At 71.0% G+C, this 15,264-nt stretch carries 14 protein-coding genes; 6 read left to right on the forward strand and 8 right to left on the reverse strand.

What is annotated here, in order from left to right; all coding sequences use genetic code 11:
* Positions 1-1,581: an ABC transporter permease gene (locus tag ACLQ3K_RS04230; RefSeq protein WP_425997265.1), complete on the reverse strand. Its 1,581-nt coding sequence runs from the start codon at positions 1,579-1,581 to the stop codon at positions 1-3.
* Positions 1,578-2,474 carry an ABC transporter ATP-binding protein gene (locus ACLQ3K_RS04235; protein WP_224644899.1) on the reverse strand — a complete coding sequence of 299 codons (897 nt, stop codon included), beginning with the start codon at positions 2,472-2,474 and terminating at the stop codon, positions 1,578-1,580. Before ACLQ3K_RS04235 ends, ACLQ3K_RS04230 begins: the two co-directional genes overlap by 4 nt.
* Positions 2,475-2,539: 65 nt before the next feature.
* Here ACLQ3K_RS04235 and ACLQ3K_RS04240 point away from each other — a divergent pair, with 65 nt between their 5' ends.
* Both ACLQ3K_RS04240 and ACLQ3K_RS04245 read left to right on the forward strand, forming a co-directional pair.
* The gene (locus tag ACLQ3K_RS04240) at positions 2,540-3,001 is read left to right on the forward strand and encodes a GbsR/MarR family transcriptional regulator (RefSeq protein WP_425997268.1); all 462 of its coding nucleotides are present in this window, start codon (positions 2,540-2,542) and stop codon (positions 2,999-3,001) included.
* Positions 3,002-3,032: 31 nt separating this feature from the next.
* Positions 3,033-3,905 carry an aldo/keto reductase family oxidoreductase gene (locus ACLQ3K_RS04245; RefSeq protein WP_425997269.1) on the forward strand — a complete coding sequence of 291 codons (873 nt, stop codon included), beginning with the start codon at positions 3,033-3,035 and terminating at the stop codon, positions 3,903-3,905.
* 83 nt (positions 3,906-3,988) lie between these two features.
* On the opposite strand, the gene ACLQ3K_RS04250 is transcribed toward ACLQ3K_RS04245, so the two are convergent.
* Positions 3,989-4,768, reverse strand: a complete 780-nt coding sequence (locus ACLQ3K_RS04250) for an ABC transporter permease (RefSeq protein WP_425997271.1) — start codon at positions 4,766-4,768, stop codon at positions 3,989-3,991.
* Positions 4,769-4,985: 217 nt separating this feature from the next.
* On the opposite strand from ACLQ3K_RS04250, the gene gltB reads away from it, so the two are divergent.
* Together gltB and ACLQ3K_RS04260 are read left to right on the forward strand one after the other, a co-directional pair.
* Positions 4,986-9,593: a glutamate synthase large subunit gene (gltB, locus tag ACLQ3K_RS04255; protein WP_425997273.1), complete on the forward strand. Its 4,608-nt coding sequence runs from the start codon at positions 4,986-4,988 to the stop codon at positions 9,591-9,593.
* Entirely contained in the window at positions 9,586-11,052 is a 1,467-nt protein-coding gene (locus tag ACLQ3K_RS04260; protein WP_425997275.1) for a glutamate synthase subunit beta, read from the forward strand. The genes gltB and ACLQ3K_RS04260 overlap by 8 nt, the downstream gene beginning before the upstream one ends.
* Positions 11,053-11,115: 63 nt before the next feature.
* Here ACLQ3K_RS04260 and ACLQ3K_RS04265 read toward each other — a convergent pair whose 3' ends face one another.
* Positions 11,116-11,640, reverse strand: coding sequence for a DUF937 domain-containing protein (locus ACLQ3K_RS04265; protein ID WP_224644904.1), 525 nt, complete (start codon positions 11,638-11,640; stop codon positions 11,116-11,118).
* A gap of 197 nt (positions 11,641-11,837) precedes the next feature.
* Here ACLQ3K_RS04265 and ACLQ3K_RS04270 point away from each other — a divergent pair, with 197 nt between their 5' ends.
* Positions 11,838-11,978, forward strand: coding sequence for a hypothetical protein (locus ACLQ3K_RS04270; protein ID WP_425997277.1), 141 nt, complete (start codon positions 11,838-11,840; stop codon positions 11,976-11,978).
* Here the strand turns inward: ACLQ3K_RS04270 and ACLQ3K_RS04275 are convergent.
* Entirely contained in the window at positions 11,941-12,801 is an 861-nt protein-coding gene (locus ACLQ3K_RS04275) for an alpha/beta fold hydrolase (protein ID WP_425997279.1), read from the reverse strand. The two genes, ACLQ3K_RS04270 and ACLQ3K_RS04275, sit on opposite strands and share 38 nt — an antisense overlap.
* A 23-nt stretch (positions 12,802-12,824) precedes the next feature.
* Between ACLQ3K_RS04275 and ACLQ3K_RS04280 the strand changes: the two genes are divergently transcribed.
* Positions 12,825-13,052 carry an RNA-binding S4 domain-containing protein gene (locus tag ACLQ3K_RS04280; RefSeq protein WP_224644954.1) on the forward strand — a complete coding sequence of 76 codons (228 nt, stop codon included), beginning with the start codon at positions 12,825-12,827 and terminating at the stop codon, positions 13,050-13,052.
* A gap of 4 nt (positions 13,053-13,056) precedes the next feature.
* Here the strand turns inward: ACLQ3K_RS04280 and ACLQ3K_RS04285 are convergent, their stop codons facing one another.
* Genes ACLQ3K_RS04285 through ACLQ3K_RS04295 form a run of 3 tightly spaced genes read right to left on the reverse strand, consistent with a single transcriptional unit; the run spans position 13,057 to position 15,238 of the window.
* Positions 13,057-13,788, reverse strand: a complete 732-nt coding sequence (locus ACLQ3K_RS04285) for a MerR family transcriptional regulator (protein ID WP_425997281.1) — start codon at positions 13,786-13,788, stop codon at positions 13,057-13,059.
* A 14-nt stretch (positions 13,789-13,802) separates the two neighbouring features.
* Positions 13,803-14,294, reverse strand: coding sequence for a ribonuclease E activity regulator RraA (gene rraA / locus ACLQ3K_RS04290; RefSeq protein WP_425997283.1), 492 nt, complete (start codon positions 14,292-14,294; stop codon positions 13,803-13,805).
* Positions 14,291-15,238: an endonuclease domain-containing protein gene (locus tag ACLQ3K_RS04295; RefSeq protein ID WP_425997285.1), complete on the reverse strand. Its 948-nt coding sequence runs from the start codon at positions 15,236-15,238 to the stop codon at positions 14,291-14,293. Before ACLQ3K_RS04295 ends, rraA begins: the two co-directional genes overlap by 4 nt.
* Between the last annotated feature and the right edge of the window lie 26 nt (positions 15,239-15,264).

A 15,264-nucleotide genomic window follows, 5' to 3' on the forward strand; every position in this document is an offset into this window, starting at 1 on the left:
CTACGCGGCGAGGTCGCGGCGGGACTCGGACAGCGCAGCCGCGATCAGGCCCGCCGCGGCGATCACCACCAGGGTGATCGTGGCGCCGGTGAGCACGGTGGCGCCGGGCTGCGTCGCGACGTGCTTGAACGGCGACACCTTCGCGACCCAGTCGGGGAGCTTCAGCACGTCGGCGATCATCGTGGTCACGCACAGCGCGAGCACGACCCAGCCCACGGACGCCCAGCGCGCCGAGATCGCGCCTGCGAGGGCGGCGATCGCCGTGATCACCCACACCGCGGGCAACGCGGCCAGCGCGGGGACGATCAGTTCCCGGCCGGCAGTGAGGGAAACGCCCACGCCGAGGGCGAGGCTCACCACGGTCGTCGCGATAACGGCCGCGGTCAGGTGCGAGGCGTACCAGCGCAGTCGCGCAACCGGCGCCGAGAGCAGGTACTCCGCGCGGCCCGAGGTCTCCTCCGAGCAGGCGGTGTTGACGATGGAAACACCCAGCGCCGCGACCGCCATGCCCATGATGGAGAACTCGGCGCCGAAGAAGACGTCCAGCAGGCTGGAGCCGGATCCGCCGAGCCGCTCGAGCATCTCGCGCGTCCCGGAGTTGCCCACCAGTGAGTCGACCGCGCTGCCCATGCCGCCGAAGGCGAGGCCCACGGCCAGCATGCCGACGCTCCAGCCGATCAACTGGCCGCGGTGCAGCCGCCAGGTCAGCGCCTCCACCGAGCCGAGCAGGGCGCTGCCCCGCTCGCGGCCCCGGCCCACGGGGATGAGGCCCGCACCCAGGTCGCGCTGAGCGGCGATCCGCAGAGCCACCGCGGTGAGCACCGCCGACGCCGCGAGCAGCAGCAGGATCGGCCAGGGCCGGTCGTCGGCGAACGGGCGGATCTGCTGCGCCCACCCGAGCGGCGAGAGCCAGGACTCCCAACCGGGCTCGGCGGGCAGCGTCCCGTCGGTCCGGATGACGGAGACGTCGCCGACGGCCCGGAGCAGGTAGGCGCCGCCGAGGCCCACGGCGAACAGGCCGCGCGCGGCGCGCGCACCCTCCGTGAGCTGCGCGCAGAGGAGCGCGAACGCGGCGAAGACGATGCCGGTGAACGCCCAGAGAGCGCCGAACAGCATGCTGCCCTGCGCATCCGCGCCCATGCCGATCAGCGTCAGCGCGCTGAGCACGCCGATCGCCAGGCTCAGTGCGGTGGTCTCGATGAGTGCGGCGAGCGGGGGAGCGGTGCGGTCGATCGCGGAGGCGCCCAGCATCTCCCGGCGGCCGGACTCCTCGTCGGCGCGGGTGTGGCGGATCACCAGCAGGCCGGTGAGCAGCCCGAGGGCGGCCGCCATCATGACGACCATCTTGATCATGCCCACCGCGCCGGTGGTGGCCGAGTAGACGGGGCCGAACATCGCGACGAGCGAGGGATTCTCGCTGGCGGCGCGCGCGGCGGAGTCGAGTGAGGCCTGGTCGGCGTAGTTGGTCTTCGCCGTCGAATAGGCCGACGCCGCCATCGCGACGTAGAGCAGGAGCCACACCACCAGCTGGATGCGGTCGCGCCGCACCACCAGCCGCAGGGTGGCACCCAGGCCCGTCATCGCACGGCCCCGGCGGTGTCGTAGTGCCGGAGGAAGAGCTCCTCGAGCGTCGGCGGGCGGCTGGTCAGCGACGTGGGGCCGGCGGCCGCCAGCTCGCCGAGGAGGCGCCCGAGGTCCGCCGCCTCGACGCTGAACGAGACACGGTCACCGTCGGCCTGCAGGTCGTGCACGCCCGCGGTGTTCGCGAGGTCGACGGGGCGCGCCAGCGTCGCCTCGACCCGGGTGCGGGAGAGGTGGCGGAGCGAGGCCAGCGAGCCGGTCTCGACGGACGCACCGTCCTTGATGATGGTGACGGTGTCGGCGACCCGGTCCACCTCGGACAGGATGTGGCTCGAGAGCAGGATCGACGTGCCGTCGGCCTTCGCCTCGGCGAGGCACTGGGTGAAGACCTCCTCCATGAGCGGGTCGAGGCCGGAGGTCGGTTCGTCGAGGATCATCAGCTCGGCGCGCGCGGCGAAGGCGGCGACGAGCGCGACCTTCTGCCGGTTGCCCTTGCTGTAGGTGCGGGCCTTCTTCGCGGGGTCGAGGGCGAAGCGCTCGATCAGCTCGGCCCGGCGCGCCTCGTCGAGGCCGCCGCGCAGGCGCCCCATGAGGTCGATGATCTCGCCGCCGGACAGGTTGGGCCACAGCGTCACGTCGCCCGGCACGTAGGCGAGGCGGCGGTGCAGCTCGGCGGCCTGGGACCACGGATCGCCGCCCAGCAGCTCGACGGTGCCCGAGGTCTTCTTCAGCAGACCGAGGAGGACGCGGATGGTGGTGGACTTGCCCGCCCCGTTGGGGCCGAGGAAGGCGTGGACCTCGCCCGGAGTCACGTGGAGGTCGAGCCCGGTGAGTGCGTGTGCGCTGCCGAAGGTCTTGGTGAGGCCCTCGACCCGAACGACTTCAGTTGTCATGGCGCCGACGCTACGCTCAGTTCACAAATTTGTGAAGTGTCTAAATTTTGGCTATCGTGACCTGCATGGACGCGCCGGACTTCGTGGAGAACATGGCAGCCGCGTTCGTGGACGCGGGTATGCAGCGCATGGCATCCCGCGTCTTCGCCGCGGTGCTGACGTCGCCGGAGGCGGCGCTCACGCCCTCGCAGATCGCCGAGCGGTTACAGGTGTCCGCCGGCGCCGTGTCGGGTGCCGTGCGCTACCTCGAGCAGACGAGCATGATCCGCCGCACGCACGTTCCGGGCTCGCGGCACAGCCTGATCACGCTCGGCGACGACATCTGGTACGAGGCCTTCGCCGCCCGCAACCCGATCCTGGAGCGGTGGCGCGACGTCGCCATCGAGGGGATCGAGGAGTTGCCCACGGGCGGTCCCGCCGCGGAGAGGCTGTCGGTGATGCACGACTTCTTCGAGTTCATGATCACGGAGCTCCCCGAGATGATGGAGCGCTGGCGGAAGGTCCGCGAGGCCAAGCACGGGCACTGACACCGGGCGGTCGCGGTGCAATGATGGGCGCATGACTGCACCCACCCTGCCCGGCGGCACCTTCGACCTCGGCGGCGACCTCACCGTCACCCGATTCGGTTACGGCGCCATGCAACTCGCGGGGCCGCACGTCTTCGGCCCGCCCGCCGACCGCGAGGCCGCGATCGAGGTGCTGCACGACGTGATCGACCTCGGCATCACGCACATCGACACCAGCGACTACTACGGTCCCTTCGTCACCAACGAGATCATCCACGAGGCGCTGCACCCCTACCCGGAGTCGCTGCACATCGTCACCAAGGTCGGCGCGCGCCGCGACGACACCGGCGGCTGGCCGCCGGCCCTGGCACCCGACGACCTGCGCCGCGCCGTCGAGGAGAACCTCGAGCGCCTCGGCCTCGACGCGATCGACGTGGTGAACCTGCGCGTCGGCGACTTCGACACCCCCAGCGCCGGCTCGATCGCCGAGCCCTTCACGGTGCTCGCCGAGCTGCAGCAGCAGGGCCTGATCCGGCACCTCGGCGTGAGCACCGTGACCGCCGAGCAGGTCGCCGAGGCGCAGTCGATCGCGCCCGTGGCGTGCGTGCAGAACTTCTACAACATCGCCCACCGCGTCGACGACGAGCTGGTGGATTCGCTGGCGGCGCAAGGCATCGCGTACGTGCCCTATTTCCCGCTCGGCGGCTTCAGTCCGCTGCAGTCGGACGCGCTGAGCGCCGTCGCGGCCCGGCTCGGGGCCACTCCGATGTCGGTCGCCCTCGCCTGGCTCCTGCAGCGTTCGCCGAACATCCTGCTGATCCCCGGTACCTCGTCGGTCGTGCACCTGCGCGAGAACGTCGCCGGCGCCGCGCTGGAGCTCCCGGAGGACGCGCTCGCCGAGCTGAACGCCATCGGCGCCTGCTGATCTTCGGTGCGTGTCGGTGACGACACGCCGGCGCCCGGTCGCAGAGATGCACCGAGGCTCGGTCGGCGATCCGCCGTGCGCGGTCAGTAGTTCCTCGGCCCGCTCTCGTACCGGCCGGCCGCGACCAGCCAGGTCACGGCGACGACGGCGATCGGCGTCACGCACAGGATCGCGATCAGCACGTACAGCTGCATCACCGCGGCGGCCAGGGGCGAGGCGCCGCCCAGCACCATGCCCACGAAGGCGCCGGGGATCGTGACCAGCCCGACGGTCCGCGTCTGGTCCAGCGCGGGGATCAGGGCCGTCGCCGCCGCGGTGCGCGCCAGGTCCAGCCGCACGAACAGCGGGTCCAGGCCCAGCGCGAGGCCCGCCTCCAGCTCGCCGCGGCGGGCGGTCAGCTCCTCGAGGGCCCGTTTGCCGGCGAGCCCGGCGCCGGCCATGGCGGCGCCGATCGCGCTGCCCGCCACCGGGATCACCGCGATCCCGCGCGCCGGCAGTACCCCGGTCGCCATCAGCGCCACCGTGAGGACCGCGGCCGGGCCGGCCACCGCCGCGGTCGTGGCCGCCAGCTCCGACCACCGCGGGCGCCGGGCGACGATGCGGCGGGCCGCAGTCCAGCCCGCGGTGATGCCCATGACCAGCACGAACGCGGCCGTGAACCACAGGCTCCGCACGATCAGGCTGAGCACCATGCCCAGCAGGGCCAGCTGCACCGTTGCGCGGACCGTCGAACCGAGGATCGCGGGGCCGTAGCCGGTGCGCCCGAGCCAGGCCACGGCGGCGCCCGTGAGGGCGAGGGCGACGAGCGCGACGGCGAGGCCCGGGCCCACCGTGAGCAGCTCGCCCGGATCATTTCCGGTCACGTCGAGGAAACCTAGTCGAAACGAGTGGGCCGCGAGGCTTCGCAGGTGCATCGGTGCAGGTCCAGGCCGGTAAGGATGACCTTTCATTTGGTGATCCGAGGAGGGGAAACTAAGATTTTCGGTACAGCCAACGATGCCTGAGGTGATTGCAGTCCCGGATCGCCGAACCTTGAAGAACCCGTTCCGCCGTGAGGCGCTGCGTAGAGGCAGGTATTCGATGAGCCGATTCGTCCCCCCGGGCCCCCAGGGCCTGTACCACCCCGCGAACGAGCATGACGCCTGTGGCGTCGCCTTCGTGGTGGACATGCACGGACGCAAGTCCCGGGACATCGTCGACAAGGCCATCACCGCCCTCGTCAACCTCGAGCACCGCGGTGCCGCGGGCGCCGAGCCCAACACCGGCGACGGCGCGGGCATCCTGATCCAGGTCCCGGACCGGTTCTTCCGCGAGGTCGTGGACTTCGAGCTGCCCCATCAAGGCGCGTACGCCACGGGCATCGCCTTCCTCCCGCAGGCCGCCGCCGAGGCGACGAAGGCCGCCGCGGGCGTCGAGCGCATCGTCGCCGAGGAGGGCCTGACCGTTCTCGGCTGGCGCGACCAGCCCACCGACGACGGCTCGCTGGGCGCGCTGGCCCGCGACGCCATGCCCACCATGCGCCAGGTCTTCATCGCCGGCACGGATTCCGACGGTGCGCCCCTCTCGGGCATGGACCTCGAGCGCCGCTGCTTCGTGATCCGTAAGCGCGTCGAGCGCGAGCTCGGCACCGACGGTGCCGGCGCCGGCTCGCAGGGCGAGGAGTCGGTGTACTTCCCGTCGCTGTCCGGCCAGACCTTCGTCTACAAGGGCATGCTGACCACCCCGCAGCTGCGCGGCTTCTTCGTGGACCTGCAGGACGAGCGCGTCGAGTCGGCGCTCGGCCTGGTGCACTCGCGCTTCTCCACCAACACCTTCCCGAGCTGGCCGCTCGCGCACCCGTACCGGCGCGTGGCCCACAACGGCGAGATCAACACCGTCAACGGCAACGAGAACTGGATGCGGGCCCGCGAGGCGCTGCTCGACGTCTCGGCCTTCGGCGACGACGCCGCCGACAAGATCTTCCCGATCTGCACCGAGGGCGGCTCCGACACCGCGCGCTTCGACGAGGTGCTCGAGCTGCTGCACCTCGGCGGCCGCAGCCTGCCGCACGCCGTGCTCATGATGATCCCCGAGGCGTGGGAGCGGCATCAGGACATGGACCCGGCCCGCCGGGCGTTCTACGAGTACCACTCCTCGCTCATGGAGCCGTGGGACGGACCGGCCTCGGTCTGCTTCACCGACGGCACCGTCATCGGCGCCGTGCTCGACCGCAACGGCCTGCGCCCCTCGCGCATCTGGGTCACCAAGGACGGCCTCGTCGTGCTCGGTTCCGAGGTGGGCGTGCTCGACATCGACCACGCCGACGTGGTCTACAAGACCCGCCTGCAGCCGGGCCGCATGTTCCTCGTGGACACCGCGCAGGGCCGCATCGTCTCCGACGAGGAGATCAAGGGCGAGCTCGCCGCCGCCGAGCCCTACCAGCAGTGGCTCGACGAGGGCCTGCTGCGCCTGAAGGACCTGCCGGACCGCCCGCACCCCGTCATGCCCCACGACCGGGTCACCCAGCGGCAGCAGATGTTCGGCTACACGACCGAAGAGCTGGACCTGCTGCTCACGCCGATGGCGAAGACCGGCGCCGAGGCGATCGGCTCCATGGGCACCGACACTCCCGTCGCCGTGCTCTCGCTGCGCCCGCGGCTGCTGTTCGACTACTTCCAGCAGCTCTTCGCGCAGGTGACCAACCCGCCGCTGGACGCCATCCGCGAGGAGATCGTCACCAGCCTCGGGGGCACCATCGGCGGCGAGGGCGATCTGCTGAACCCGGTGGCCGGCAGCTGCCGCCAGATCCACCTGGACCAGCCGATCCTCAACAACGACGAGCTCATCAAGCTGGTCAAGGTCAACGACGACGGCACCCTGCCCGAGTTCCGGTCCGTCGTGATCCCGGGCCTGTACCACGTGGCGGAGGGCGGCAAGGGCCTGCGCGAGGCGCTCGACACCGTGCGCACCCAGGTCTCCGAGGCCATCGAGGGCGGTGCGCGCCTGATCATCCTGTCGGACCGCAACTCCGACCGGCTGCTCGCGCCGATCCCGTCGCTGCTGCTGACCTCCGCCGTGCACCACCACCTGGTGCGCGAGCGCAGCCGCACCAAGGTCGGCCTCATCGTGGAGTCGGGCGACGCCCGCGAGGTGCACCACATGGCCGCGCTCATCGGCTGCGGCGCCGCGGCGGTCAACCCGTACATGGCCTTCGCCACCATCGAGGACATGCACCTCCGCGGCGAGCTCAACGGCACCCCGCTGGAGAAGCTCAACGCCAACTACGTCAAGGCGGCCGGCAAGGGCGTGCTCAAGGTGATGTCCAAGATGGGCATCTCCACCCTCGCCTCGTACACCGGTGCGCAGCTGTTCCAGGTCATCGGCCTGGCGCAGGACGTCGTCGACGAGTTCTTCACCGGCCTGCAGAGCCAGCTCGACGGCATCGGCCTCGACGAGATCGCCGCCGACGTCGCCGCGCGGCACAAGCGCGCCATGAACGATCGCCCCGAGGAGCTCGCGCACCGCGAGCTCGAGGTGGGCGGCGAGTACCAGTGGCGCCGCGAGGGCGAGTACCACCTGTTCAACCCGGACACCGTCTTCAAGCTGCAGCACGCCACGCGCACCGGGCAGTACAAGGTGTTCAAGGAGTACACGAAGCTGGTCGACGACCAGAGCGAGCGGCTCGCGTCGCTGCGCGGCCTGTTCCGCTTCCAGAGCGACCGCCCGTCGATCTCCATCGACGAGGTGGAGCCCGCGAGCGAGATCGTCAAGCGCTTCTCGACCGGCGCCATGAGCTACGGCTCGATCTCGGCCGAGGCGCACGAGACGCTGGCCATCGCCATGAACCGCCTCGGCGGCCGCTCGAACTCCGGTGAGGGCGGCGAGGATCCGCGCCGCTTCACGCCCGACGAGAACGGCGACTTCCGCCGCTCGGCGATCAAGCAGGTCGCCTCGGGCCGGTTCGGCGTGACCTCGCATTACCTGAGCAACTGCACCGACATCCAGATCAAGATGGCGCAGGGCGCGAAGCCCGGCGAGGGCGGCCAGCTGCCCCCGCACAAGGTGTACCCGTGGGTCGCCGAGGTCCGCGGCTCGACGCCGGGCGTCGGCCTGATCTCGCCCCCGCCGCACCACGACATCTACTCGATCGAGGACCTGGCGCAGCTGATCCACGACCTGAAGAACGCGAACCCGCAGGCGCGGATTCACGTGAAACTCGTGTCGGAGATCGGCGTGGGCACCGTCGCGGCGGGCGTCTCGAAGGCGCACGCCGACGTGGTGCTCATCTCGGGCCACGACGGCGGCACCGGCGCCACCCCGCTGACCTCGGTCAAGCACGCGGGCGCGCCCTGGGAGATCGGCCTCGCCGAGACCCAGCAGACGCTGCTGCTCAACGGCCTCCGCGACCGCATCGTGGTGCAGGTCGACGGCCAGCTCAAGACGGGCCGCGACGTCATCGTCGCCGCGCTGCTCGGCGGCGAGGAGTTCGGCTTCGCCACCGCCCCGCTGGTGGTCTCGGGCTGCATCATGATGCGCGTGTGCCACCTGGACACCTGCCCCGTGGGCGTGGCCACCCAGAACCCGGTGCTGCGGCGCCGGTTCACCGGCAAGCCGGAGTTCGTGGAGAACTTCTTCCTGTACATCGCCGAGGAGGTGCGCGAGCTGCTCGCCGAGCTGGGCTTCCGCACCCTGCAGGAGGCCGTCGGCCAGTCGCAGATCCTCGACACCACCGCGGCGCAGGCCCACTGGGGCGACGCCAAGGCCGGCAAGCTGGACCTCTCGCCGATCCTGGCGCAGGTCGACTCGCCGTTCATGAAGCAGGACCTGTTCTGCAGCCAGCCGCAGGACCACGGCCTCGAGAAGGCCCTGGACCAGCAGCTGATCTCGCAGGCGCGGGTCGCAGTGGAGACCGGCGCGCCGGTCACCATCGAGACCCCGATCTCCAACGTGAACCGCACCGTGGGCACGATGCTCGGCCACGAGGTGACCAAGGCGCACGGCGCCGACGGCCTCCCCGAGGACACCATCGACATCACGTTCAAGGGCAGCGCGGGCAACAGCTTCGGCGCCTTCGTGCCGAAGGGCATCACGCTGCGCCTCGAGGGCGACGCCAACGACTTCGTGGGCAAGGGCCTCTCCGGCGGCAAGATCGTGGTCCGGCCGGCGCGCAACGCCCCCGCGGAGTTCGTGGCCGCGGACAACATCATCGCGGGCAACGTGATCCTGTTCGGCGCCACCTCCGGCGAGGTCTACCTCAACGGCAAGGCGGGCGAGCGGTTCGCGGTGCGCAACTCGGGCGCCGTCGCGGTGGTCGAGGGCGTGGGCGACCACGGCTGTGAGTACATGACCGGCGGCCGCGTGGTGGTGCTCGGCGACACGGGACGCAACTTCGGCGCCGGCATGTCCGGCGGCGTGGCGTACGTCTACAACGCGGACGGGCAGTTCGAGCGCGACCTCAACACCGAGCTGGTGGAGCTGGAGTCGCTCGACGAGGCCGATATCGACTTCGTCCACCGCGCCGTGACCGACCACTACCGCTACACCGATTCCGCCGTCGCGGAACGGATCCTGGCCAACTGGCCGCGGGAGCGTCAGCTCTTCGCCAAGGTGATGCCGCGCGACTACAAGCGCGTGCTCACCGCCATCAAGCGCGCCGAACTCGACGGCCGCAACATCGACGACGCAGTGATGGAGGCCGCTCGTGGCTGATCCGCAAGGCTTTCTGAAGAACAACTCGCGCGAGACCCCGGTCCGCCGGCCGGTCCCGCTCCGGCTCCTGGACTGGAACGAGGTCTACAAGCCCTTCGACGGGACCACTCTGCGCAAGCAGGCGTCCCGGTGCATGGACTGCGGTATCCCGTTCTGCCACAACGGCTGCCCGCTCGGGAACCTGATCCCCGAGTGGAACACGCTGGCGTACAAGGACCGTTGGTACGACGGCATCGAGCGGCTGCACGCCACGAACAACTTCCCGGAGTTCACCGGTCGGCTGTGCCCCGCGCCCTGCGAGGCGTCGTGCGTGCTGGGCATCAACCAGGATCCCGTCACCATCAAGCAGGTCGAGGTCGAGCTCATCGACAAGGCCTTCGACGAGGGCTGGGTCTCGCCGCAGCACCCGACCCGGCTCACCGGCAAGAAGATCGCCGTCGTCGGCTCGGGCCCGGCGGGCCTCGCCGCGGCGCAGCAGCTCACCCGCGGCGGCCACACCGTGACCGTCTTCGAGCGCGCCGACCGGATCGGCGGCCTGCTCCGCTACGGCATTCCCGAGTTCAAGATGGAGAAGCGGCACATCGATCGCCGCCTCGCCCAGATGAACGCCGAGGGCACCGTCTTCAAGACGGGCGTCAACGTGGGCGTCGACGTGACCGTCGAGCAGCTCCGCGAGGACTTCGACGCGGTCGTGCTTGCCAACGGCGCCACCGTGTGGCGCGACCTGCCGATCCCCGGCCGCGAGCTGGACGGCATCCACCAGGCGATGGAGTTCCTGCCGTGGGCCAACCGCGCCGCGGTCGGCGACGACGTCCTCGACGAGAACGGCCTGCCGCCGCTGCACGCCAAGGACAAGAAGGTCGTCATCATCGGCGGCGGCGACACCGGTGCCGACTGCCTGGGCACCTCGCTGCGCCAGGGCGCGACCACCGTGCACCAGTTCGAGATCATGCCCGTCCCGCCGCGCGAGCGCGCCGAGTCGACCCCGTGGCCGACCTACCCGCTCATGTACCGCATCAGCTCGGCCCACGAGGAGGGCGGCGAGCGCGTCTTCTCCGTCAGCACCGAGGAGTTCATCGGTGAGGACGGCAAGGTCACCGGCCTCAAGGCCTACGAGGTCAAGATGGAGGGCGGCCGGTTCGAGAAGGTCGAGGGCACCGACTTCACCCTCGAGGCCGACCTCGTGCTGCTGGCCATGGGCTTCGTCGGCCCGCAGCGCGACGACCTGCTGGACAAGCTGGGCGTCGAGTACAGCGAGCGCGGGAACGTCTCGCGCGGCGACGACTTCCAGTCGACGGTGCCGGGCGTCTTCGTCGCCGGCGACGCCGGCCGCGGCCAGTCGCTCATCGTGTGGGCCATCGCGGAGGGCCGCAGCGCCGCGGCCGCCGTCGACCGCTTCCTCATGGGCGACACCGCGCTGCCCGCGCCGATCGTCCCCACCGCCGCGCCGCAGCGGTAGCGCACCGTCGAACGACGAAGGCCGGCTCCCTCGCGGGGGCCGGCCTTCGGTCGTTCGAGCGGGTTACTTGCCCTTGAGCAGGCCGCCCAGGATGCTGCCCAGCACGTTGCCCGCGGCGTTGCCGCCGGCCTGCTGGTTGCCGCCGCCGAGCATGTTGCCCAGGATGCTGCCGAGGACGTCGCCGCCGCTCTGCTGCTGCGGGGCCGGGGCCTGCTCCTGCTGCGGAGCGGCCGCGCCGCCGCTGGTCAGCTTCTTCATGACGAAGCTGATCACGATGGGCGCGAGGATCGGGAGCAGCTGCTTGACCAGGCCGTCGGTGACGCCGGAGGACAGCGGCGCGGCGGCCGCGGCGGCCACGTCGTCGGTCTTCTCGCCGAACAGGCTGGAGACGATCTGCTGGCCGTCGCCGCTGTCGGCGGCCTGCGCGAGATCCGCCGGGGCCTCGGTGGTGTCCTGCGCCTGGAGGCCGGCGAGCAGGGTCGGCACCGTCTGGTTGACGGCCTCCGAGGCGACGTCCTCCGAGACGCCGAGCTGGGCGGCGATATCCGCGAGCGGGATGGACTTGATCAGGTCGTCGAGATCGGACACGGTTCTCCTTGGAGGATGTGTGAGGACGCAAATTGCTGCACGAACACCCACAGCGTAGCCGCGGCGCGCGCGGGTGCTCGGCGGAACCCGGATGTGAGGAGCGACACGCTTCGGTGCGGAGCGCTGGACCCCGCACCGGCGAGGGAATACAGTATCTGTAACCAACCGTTCCGCATCGAGATCGCCCGGAGATTCCTGTGAAGCTGCACCGCCGCACCACCCTGTTGGGCTCGAAGGCGATCTCCCGCTTGCGGAACCGTCGCCTCGCGCGCACGCTCGCCGAGGACGGCGAGCGGCTCGTCACCGCGTCGGACCTGCGGATACTGCGGGTCGGGTAGTCGCGTCCAGGATCAGCGCCGCCACCTGCGCGGGCTGATCGACCATGGCCTGATGGCCGCTCGGCGCGATCACGGCGAACCGCGCGTGCAGCACGTCCGCCAGCTCCTGCTGTTGCTCCAGCCAGTGCGTCGCCCACGGGGTGCGCCGCCCGGCGAACGCCGCGGCCACGGTGATCGGGACGCCGCGCGGCAGCGTCGTCCGCTCCCGCAGCTCCGCGAGCTCGTGGGCCAGCACCGGGTACCGGCCGTTCTCCAGGAACGCGGCGCGGAAGTAGGCCTCCGAGGAGAGGATCGACGCGTACTCGGGCGGCGGCGGACCCGCGCCCAGCATCCGGTGCACCAGTGGGCCGAACAGGTTCATCCGCACCGCCGCCGCGGCGTCGGCCGACCGCAGGAGCGCGGTGTCGCGCAGCTCGCCCGGCACCACCCACCGCGGTGAGGTCTCCACGCTGCCGTCCAGGATGACCGATCCCGCCGTGCGGCCGGGGAATTCGCGGAGGAACGCCTCGACGTAGAAGCTGGCCATCGAGTGGCCCACCAGCACGGCCGAGTCGATGTCGAGCGCATCCAGCAGCTCGCGCAGCCGGGCGACCTCGGAGTCCAGGGTGGGGACGGCACCGTCGGGCCAGGGATCGGAGAGGCCGTAGCCGGGCCGGTCCAGGCGGACGACGGTGCGGCTCGCGGTCAGGAGCTCCGTGACCGCGTCCCAGTCGAACCAGTTCCCGGCCAACCCGGAACTGAGCACGACGGGCGGGCCGCTCGCCGGGGCGATCGGTTCGTCGACCACCACGTGGGTGCGGGTACCCGCCAGATCGAGCAGCACACCGGCGAGGATAGTCGGGCATGATGGTGCGCGTGAGTGAGGCGATCGACGTGACCATCTCCGACGATGTGATCCGGCTGGGGCAGTTCCTCAAGCTGGCGGGTCTCATCGACTCGGGGGCCGAGGCCAAGGCGGTGATCGCCGAGGGCGAGGTGGCGGTGAACGGCGAGGTCGACCTGCGTCGCGGCCGCCAGCTCGCCGTGGGCGATGTGGTGGAGGTCTTCGGGCGTTCCGCCCGCGTGGCGCGCTGAGGGGTCAGCCCGCGTCGCGTGCGGCAGCGGTGGCGACCGCCACCCGGCTGAGCACCTGCAGCTGCGCCGGGTTGTAGAGCTCCGAGAGCGTCGCGAGGATGACGCGCTGTGCCGTGCGCTGGTCGTGCCCGCCCTCGACGGACCAGGTCCCCAGATCGGGGAAATCGATCACCTGCCGCAGCACGTCGGGGAGCAGTCGCGCGACCACGTCGTCGACGGTCGCCTCGTCCGCGTCGGCGGGGAGCCGGTCGAAGTCGTCGCCCGCCGCGGTGCGCCCGTGCGCGGTGAGCATGCGCGCGTACTCCTCGGCCCTCGTCGGACCCACCAGCTGGGCGAGCACGACGCTGAACTTGCGGTCGGCGGGGGAGAGCCGCTGGGCGGTCGCCGCCGCGGACAGCTCGGGCGGCAGGTCCGACGGTACCGTCGACGTGCGCAGCGCTCGCAGGTCTCCGCGGATCGCCTGCAGCCGTTCGATGTCGGCGGCCAGCTTCGCGTCGAGCTCGGCGGCGGCGGCGTCGTCCACACCGTCGGCGTCCATCGCGGCGACCTGCGCGAGGCTGAAACCCAGGGCCGTCATGCGTCGGATCCAGACCAGCCGCACGAGGTGCTCCACGCCGTAGGTCTTGTAGCCGTTCGAGCGCCGCTCGGGTTCGTCGAGCAGCCCGACGTCGTGGTAGTGGCGCACGGTGCGCAGGCTGGTCCCCGCCAGCTCAGCGACCTCGCGCGTGCTCCACATGGGCGTGGCGGGCGTTAGCGGAGGACGATGCCGTCGTCGTCGCTGAAGAGCACATCGCCCGGGTTGAACGTCACGCCGCCGAAGGTGAGCGGGATGTCGCGCTGGCCCTCGGCGGTCTTGGTGGACTTGCGCGGGTTGGTGCCGAGCGCCTTCAAGCCGATGTCCAGGGTGCCGATCACGGCGGCGTCGCGGACCGCGCCGTAGGCCACGATGCCGGCCCAGCCGTTGCCGCGGCCCAGCTCGGCGATGAGGTCGCCGACCAGCGCCGTGTGCAGCGACGGGACGCCGTCGGCGTCGGAGCCGTCGATGACCAGCACGCGGCCCTCGCCGGGCTCGCCCAGGATCGACTTGAGCAGCGCGTTGTCCTGGAAGCACTTGACCGTGACGACCTCGCCGGCGAACTGCTTGCGGCCGCCGAACTGACGGAACTGCGTGTCGCAGCTGCGCACGTCGGGGCCGATCTCGTCGACCAGGTCCGCGGTGGGGGTGAACTGCACATCGCTCATGGTCGCCAGGGTATCCGGCTGGGAGAATCGGCGGATTTCGAGGTGGCGATCGATATCTGCGGCGCCGCGCCGAGATCGGCGGATTCCACGACTCGCACGGGTCCGCGATGGCGGCCGGTGCGCACGATGTCGAGGATCTCGGCGTAGATCGCCGGCCATTTGCCGATCACCTCCGAGTAGTCGACCCGCATCACGCGGTAGTCGCCGCGGGTCGCCGCGCGGTCACGGCGGTTGTCCTCCAGCCGCTGCGGTCCGCTGTGATATTCGGTGCTGTCGCATTCGATGATGAGCCTGTCGCCGACCAGGAGGTCCACGCGCCCGATGCCAGGAATCTCCACTTGGCTGCGGACCGTGATCCGGGCGTACTGCAGACGGAATCGGACCAGAGATTCCGTTCCGGAACCCGCCAGTGGGTCCACGAAGTCCAACAGGCGGAGAACCTGCTGTGACGTGCTGTCGAAGATCTCGCGGAGATCGCCGGTGGTGTAGCGGTCGCCCACGCGTCGGAGCGTCGAGTCGAGAACCGCGACGAATTCGTCGGCGTCCAGGCAGCGGGCGGCACACCGGAGCGCGTCGGGGAGGGGATCGACGGCGCGGATAGGCGAACTCATCGGATGTCCGGCGTCGCAGTCCTGGTGCGATGCCGTCCGACGGTGGCGTGCCCGCCGCAGGTGCGTCTTGGTCCGGTGCGGCGGGACCCACACGCCGGGGTGCAGTCGCAGCGCCGAGACGCAGGTGAGGACCGCGCCGGTCCTGACCGCTGCCACGACGACCGGGTCGGCGCCGGGGAGTCGATACCACCCGGGCCGGATCGCCACGATGTCGCCGGTGCGGCGCAAGCGCTCGATCTCCGCCGCATCGGCGCCCGCCGCGAGCGCGCCCCGGCGGGAGACGACACCGCCGTCCGGGCCGGCTATGGCCTCGAGGATCTCGATGGTGTGCATGGCCTGATCCTCGGGTGGACCGTGGC

It is taken from the genome of Tsukamurella sp. DT100 (assembly GCF_049844855.1).
Lineage (GTDB): Bacteria > Actinomycetota > Actinomycetes > Mycobacteriales > Mycobacteriaceae > Tsukamurella.